This window comes from Micromonospora sp. 4G55, from assembly GCF_016803375.1.
In genome coordinates, this window is the sequence record NZ_JAEVHN010000415.1 from 1 (window position 1) to 5,574 (window position 5,574).

The following is a 5,574-nucleotide window of genomic DNA, read 5'->3' on the forward strand; positions in this document are numbered from 1 at the left end:
GCGGGACGGACGGCGCGCTCCTGGTCGACCTCACCGGCCCCCGAACCCGGGCCACGCCGCCCGGGCCGCCGGCCCGACGATCAGCGGCGAGGTGGCGTGGAACGGCGCCACGGTGGCCGCCCTACGTCGACCGGGGCGGGGCGCTGGCGCGGGTCGACCCCGACAAGGTGCTGGCCGGGGGACGCGCCTCCACGACGATGCTGAGCGGGGTCACCTCCGGCGAGCGCCCGGTCGTGGTGGCCGGCGCCTCCTGACGGCCGGACGGTAGCGTCGGAGCGTGATCTCGCGTCCGGCGATCGACCTGCACACCCACTCCACCGCCAGCGACGGCACGTTGAGCCCCGCCGAGCTGGTCCGCGCCGCCGCCGACGCCGGGCTGGACGTCGTCGCCATCACCGACCACGACACCACCGCCGGTTGGGACGCCGCCGTGCGGGCGCTGCCGCCCGGTCTCACCCTGATCCGGGGCGCGGAGATCTCCTGCCGGTGGCACGGGATGGAGCCGGCGGTCCCGCTGCACCTGCTCGCGTACCTCTTCGACCCGCACCACCCGGATCTCGTCGCCGAGCTGGCCCGGGTGCGGCTCGCCCGCGAGGTGCGCGGCGAGCGGATCGTCGAGCTGCTGCGCGCCGACGGGGTCGACATCAGCTGGCCGGAGATCATGGCCGCGGCCGGCGGCGGGACGGTCGGCCGGCCGCACATCGCCGCGGCGCTCATCCGGGCCGGCCTGGTCGCCACCACCACCGAGGCGTTCGGGTCGGACTGGCTGGGTGAGCGCTACCGGCTACCGAAGGAGGACGTGGACGTGTTCCGGGCGGTGGAGCTGATCCGGGCCGCCGGGGGCGTACCGGTCTTCGCCCACCCGCGGGCGACCCGACGGGGCCGGATCGTGCCGGACGAGCTGATCGTCGAGCTGGCCGCGGCCGGGCTGGCCGGCCTGGAGGCCGACCACGAGGACCACTCCCCGGCCGAGGCCGCGCACGTGCGCGCGCTCGCTGCCGAGCTGGGCCTGCTGGTGACCGGCTCGTCGGACTTCCACGGCACGCACAAGACCGTCCGGCTGGGCGCGCACACCACCGCGCCGGAGGCGTACGAGCGGATCGTCGCGGCGGCCTCCGGGGTGACCGGAATCGCTTCCGGCTGATCCGCGTTTCCGTCCACAGCGGCGCGACTACGGTTAGCCGGTGGATCTCAAGCTCTTCGGTGAGGTCTTCGTGACCCTGCTGGTAATCGTCGACCCGCCGGGCATGATGCCCATCTTCCTCGCCCTGACCGGGCCGCTGACCGCACGCGACCGCAACCGGGCCGCCTGGCAGGCGGTCGCGTTGGCGCTCGGCGTGATCGTGATCTTCGCGGTGGCCGGTCAGACACTCCTCGACTACCTGCACGTGGACCTGCCGGCGTTGCAGGCGGCCGGCGGCCTGCTGCTCGTGCTGGTCGCGCTGGAACTGCTGACCGGTAAGGCCGACGACCCCAGCCAGCAGGTCACCTCGAACATCGCGCTGGTGCCGCTGGGTACGCCGCTGCTGGCCGGTCCGGGCGCCATCGTGGCGACCATGCTCTTCGTGCAGCAGGCCGACGGGCTCGACGACTACTCCGCGATCGCCGCCGCGATCATCGCCGTGATGATCGCGGTCTGGATCGTGCTGCGCTTCTCCGGCGGCATCGTCAAGATCCTGCGCCCCGGTGGCATCGAGGTGCTGACCCGGATCGCCGGCCTGCTGCTGGCCGCCATCGCCGTGCAGCTCATCGCCGACGCGGTCGCCGCGTTCGTCACCCAGTACGTGAACATGACCTGACCCGGCTCGGCCCCGGCTCGGTCACGGCTCGGCCCCGACGGCGGTGCCGGCGTGGCGGTGTCGGACCCGGGTGGCAGGATCGGACCCGTGCGACGAGCCTCCTCCGCCGGACGATCCGCGGGCGCCCCCCCGACCTCGTGCCGAGCAGGCCGAGCAGTTGGGCTTCGAGGGCATGCCGGAGCGGCTCTTCGTCTGCACCCCCAGCAAGCTCGGCGCGTACGAGGACTGCCCCCGCCGCTACCGCTACTCCTACGTCGACCGGCCCGCCCCGCCCAAGGGGCCGCCGTGGGCGCACAACTCGCTCGGCGCAGCGTGCACACCGCCCTGAAGAACTGGTACGCGCTCACCCCGGAGCGCCGCCGGCCGGAGGCGCTGGCCGGGCTGCTCAAGGGCACCTGGGTGCGCGAGGGCTACCGCGACGACGAGCAGGAGCGGCAGGCCTACCGGCGGGCGCTCGGCTGGCTGGAGGCGTACGTCGAGACGCTGGAGCCGGGCGCCGACCCGCTGGGCGTGGAGCGGGTGGTCGCGGTCCGGACCGCGGTGCTGGCCTTCAACGGTCGCGCCGACCGGATCGACTCGCGACCCGGGCCGGACGGGCCCGAGCTGGTCATCGTCGACTACAAGACCGGCCGCACCGGGCTGGACACCGACGACGCGCGGGGCTCGCAGGCGCTGGCGCTGTACGCGTACGCCGCCGAGCGGACGTTCCGCCGGCCGTGCCGCCGGGTGGAGCTGCACCACCTGCCCACCGGGACGGTGGCCGCGCACGACCACACCACCGAGTCGCTGACCCGACAGCTCACCCGCGCCGAGGACACCGCGCGCGACATCATGGCCGCCGAGCGGGCCGTCGCCGACGGGGCCGACCCCGACGAGGCGTTCCCCCCGGTGGCGGTCCGCGCTGCGGCTGGTGCGACTACCGCCGCAGCTGCCCGGTGGGGGCGCAGGTGCCCGGCCGTGAGCCGTGGGCGGCGATGGACCGCCCGGCCGCACCCGGCGCCGACTCCGCCGCAGTCGCGGGCGGCGAGGGCTGAGGGCGGGAAGGCCTGGCCACCAGCGGCACGATGCCGCCGCGGGAGGTGGTGATGACCTTCAGCGAGCCGGTGTCCCCGTCGCGGGGCGGGTGCAGATCCTCGGCCCTGAGCGATGGCCAGCAGCCCCGATCGAGGTGGTCGCGGCTGTACGCTGCCGACGCTGACCCCGCCCGGCACCCGACCGCCGTTGGTCACCGGGTTGGCGCTCATCCGGCGCCCGCCCCGAGAGATGTCCTGCATTCACCCAGAGTGACGCCCGTGCCGCACGACTTGAGAATGAGCGATATGCCTGTCAGGCATAAATATTCCGCTCAGGCATATCGCTCACCAGGGTGTGTGCCGGCTGGGGCCGCCGGCACACACTCCGGCGGTCAGCGCCCTCTGTCACCCCAGCCATGCCTGCGGGATGCCGAGCCGACCGCTCCGGGCGGCGGGCGGGACGGTGTCAGGGCCGGGCCGCACACTCCGGGGTAACCGACCGAACCATCACCGTCGCAGGTCAGGCGACCGTCGCGGCGAGGCGGGCGGCCCGTTCCTTGGCCGCCTGCTGCATCGGGCCCTCGCGCCAGTCGCGGGGCAGCGCGGCCAGGGCGAGGCGCAGCGCGCGGACGCCCAGGTCGGCCGAGAGCGTGGTGGTGGGCAGGCCCAGGCCGCCGTACAGCCGCAGCGCCCAGGGCGGCAGCAGGCCGAGCGCGGTGCCGGCGATCCCGAGGTACGCCCAGCGGGGCGGCCCGAGGCTCAGGCCCAACCGGGCCGCAGGCTCAGCTTCCACGGGATCGGCGGCGCGGTCAGGAACAGGGCGGTCTCGGCCGCCTCCCTGGTCATCCGCAGCTCGGGCCGTACCGTCCGGTAGTAGTCGGCGACCTCGGCGGCGCTGCCGGGCACCTCGGCCGGGTCGAGCCCGACCAGTGCGGCGGCGCGCCGCTGCTCGGCGTAGTAGCCGTCCACCTCGGCGTCGGTCAGCGACAGCCCGGCCCGGCGGGCGGTGCTGACGAACGACTCGACCTCGGTGACGTGCACCCAGCGCAGCAGCGCCGGATCGTCGATCCGGAACTCCTCGCCAGAGAGCGGGTCGGTGGCGCGCATCCGGGCGTGCAGGCCGCGCAGCCGCCGCCCGGCCGCCTCGGCCTCGGCCGTGGTGCCGTAGATGACGGTGCCGACGTACGTGGCGGTGCGGACCAGCCGACCCCACGCGTCGGTGCGGTAGTTGCTGTTCTGCGCCACGCCGGCCATCGCCCGCGGATGCAGCGCCTGGAGGTAGAGGGAGCGCAGGCCGGCGACGATCAGGACCGGCTCGTCGTGCACCTTCCAGGTGACCGATCCTGGACCGAAGAGGCCGATGTCGTCGGAGTCCACCGCCCAAGAGTGCCACGGGACGCTCGGGTGCGACCGGCTCGTCGGTTCACCTGGTCACGACGGTGATCGTCGACGGCGAGCGGGGGTGCGGCGACCCCGGTCAGGCGTCGGCGGAGCGGCGGGCCTGGCAGGTGGGGCAGAGCCCCCAGAAGGTCACTTCCGCCTCGTCGACCTGGAAGCCGTGGGCGGTGCTCGCGTCGAGGCAGGGGGCGTCACCGACGGCACAGTCGATGTCGGCGATCTCGCCGCAGCCCCGGCACACCACGTGGTGGTGGTTGTCGCCAACCCGGGCCTCGTAGCGGGCGGGACTGCCGGCGGGCTCGATCCGGCGGGACAGGCCGGCGCGGGAGAGCGCGCCGAGGACGTCGTACACCGCCTGGGTGGAGACCGAGTCGAGGCGTTCGCGTACCCGGCGGGTGATCTCGTCGACCTCCAGGTGGCCGCCGGCGGCCAGCACGTCCAGGACGGCGAGGCGCGGCCGGGTGACCCGCAGGCCCCTCGACCGGAGCAACTCCTCACCACTGGACATGGGGCAATGACAGCACGGGGTCACCGGGTCGACAAGTGAACCCGGCGGCACGTGGCCCCGGCCACAGCTCAACAGCGTTGTCGTAGCCGATGAACCGCATCGGCTGGCACCGCGTGTGTCCGATCGGGGGCGTGCTGCGACGAATGGATCGTCGTACGCTTTCGCGGCCAACCGCAGCCATCGTCGGAGGTGTCGGTGTTCAAGGAGATCAACGGCCTGCCGGGCCACATCCTGGTGATCCACGCGGCGGTGGTGTTCGTCCCGCTGCTGGCACTGCTCGCCTCCGCGTACGCGCTGGTGCCCCGCTGGCGCCCCCGGCTCGCCTGGGCGGTGGCGATCCTCTCCGTGGTGACACCGGTGATCGCCTGGGTGGCAACCGAGTCCGGCGAGGCGTTCGAGGAGTTCCTGAAGGGCAAGAACTACCCGCCCCAGTTGCTGGCCAAGATCGAGGAGCATTCCGAGTACGGCGACACGACGCTCTGGCTCACCGTGGGACTCGCCGTGGCGGCGCTGGCGCTGCTGGCGCTGACCAGCGACCGGGTGCGCACCCCGCGCCTGCCGTCCTGGGTCAGCTGGCTGCTCACCGGCGTCATCGTGGTGCTCGGCGTGTTCGCGCTGATCTACGTCGTGCTGACCGGCGACACGGGTGCCCAGTCGGTCTGGGGCAACACCCTCTGACCGGTCGTCCGCCTCAGAAGAGCGCCCGGGAGCAGAGCAGGCAGAGCAGCACCAGCAACACCGCCCCGGCCACCCCGCCGACGGCGTAGGTGACCCGCTGCGCGCGCTGCTCCGCCGCGTCCATGGCCTCCATGTCCTGCGGCGGCAGCGCCCGCGGCGGCGTGGCCTGAAGATGCAC

6 protein-coding genes and 2 pseudogenes are annotated in these 5,574 nt (G+C 73.9%); 6 read left to right on the forward strand and 2 right to left on the reverse strand.

Annotated elements, in window-relative coordinates; translation table 11 throughout:
* From JNW89_RS26045 to JNW89_RS26060, 5 genes and pseudogenes are all read left to right on the forward strand, one after another.
* A pseudogene (locus JNW89_RS26045) lies at positions 1-254 on the forward strand (hypothetical protein); the annotation flags it as partial.
* A 26-nt stretch (positions 255-280) separates the two neighbouring features.
* Positions 281-1,144 carry a PHP domain-containing protein gene (locus JNW89_RS26050; protein ID WP_238450942.1) on the forward strand — a complete coding sequence of 288 codons (864 nt, stop codon included), beginning with the start codon at positions 281-283 and terminating at the stop codon, positions 1,142-1,144.
* 40 nt (positions 1,145-1,184) lie between these two features.
* Complete coding sequence (locus JNW89_RS26055) at positions 1,185-1,799, forward strand: MarC family protein (RefSeq protein ID WP_238450936.1); 615 nt, start codon at positions 1,185-1,187, stop codon at positions 1,797-1,799.
* A 70-nt stretch (positions 1,800-1,869) separates the two neighbouring features.
* Positions 1,870-2,127, forward strand: a complete 258-nt coding sequence (locus tag JNW89_RS39045) for a hypothetical protein (RefSeq protein WP_375155141.1) — start codon at positions 1,870-1,872, stop codon at positions 2,125-2,127.
* Entirely contained in the window at positions 2,085-2,885 is an 801-nt protein-coding gene (locus tag JNW89_RS26060; RefSeq protein WP_375155142.1) for a RecB family exonuclease, read from the forward strand. Before JNW89_RS39045 ends, JNW89_RS26060 begins: the two co-directional genes overlap by 43 nt.
* A gap of 447 nt (positions 2,886-3,332) precedes the next feature.
* Here JNW89_RS26060 and JNW89_RS26065 read toward each other — a convergent pair.
* A pseudogene (locus JNW89_RS26065) lies at positions 3,333-4,189 on the reverse strand (oxygenase MpaB family protein).
* 100 nt (positions 4,190-4,289) lie between these two features.
* Positions 4,290-4,718 (reverse strand): Fur family transcriptional regulator, encoded by a 429-nt coding sequence (locus tag JNW89_RS26070; protein WP_238450938.1) that lies wholly within the window; start codon positions 4,716-4,718, stop codon positions 4,290-4,292.
* A 195-nt stretch (positions 4,719-4,913) separates the two neighbouring features.
* Here JNW89_RS26070 and JNW89_RS26075 point away from each other — a divergent pair, with 195 nt between their 5' ends.
* The gene (locus JNW89_RS26075; RefSeq protein ID WP_238450940.1) at positions 4,914-5,396 is read left to right on the forward strand and encodes a DUF2231 domain-containing protein; all 483 of its coding nucleotides are present in this window, start codon (positions 4,914-4,916) and stop codon (positions 5,394-5,396) included.
* Positions 5,397-5,574 lie beyond the last annotated feature (178 nt).

Coding starts and splice junctions, on each gene's coding strand:
- JNW89_RS26070 (WP_238450938.1), bottom strand. CDS start 4,718: ATGTCCAGTGGTGAGGAGTTGCTCCGGTCGAGGGGCCTGCGGGTCACC.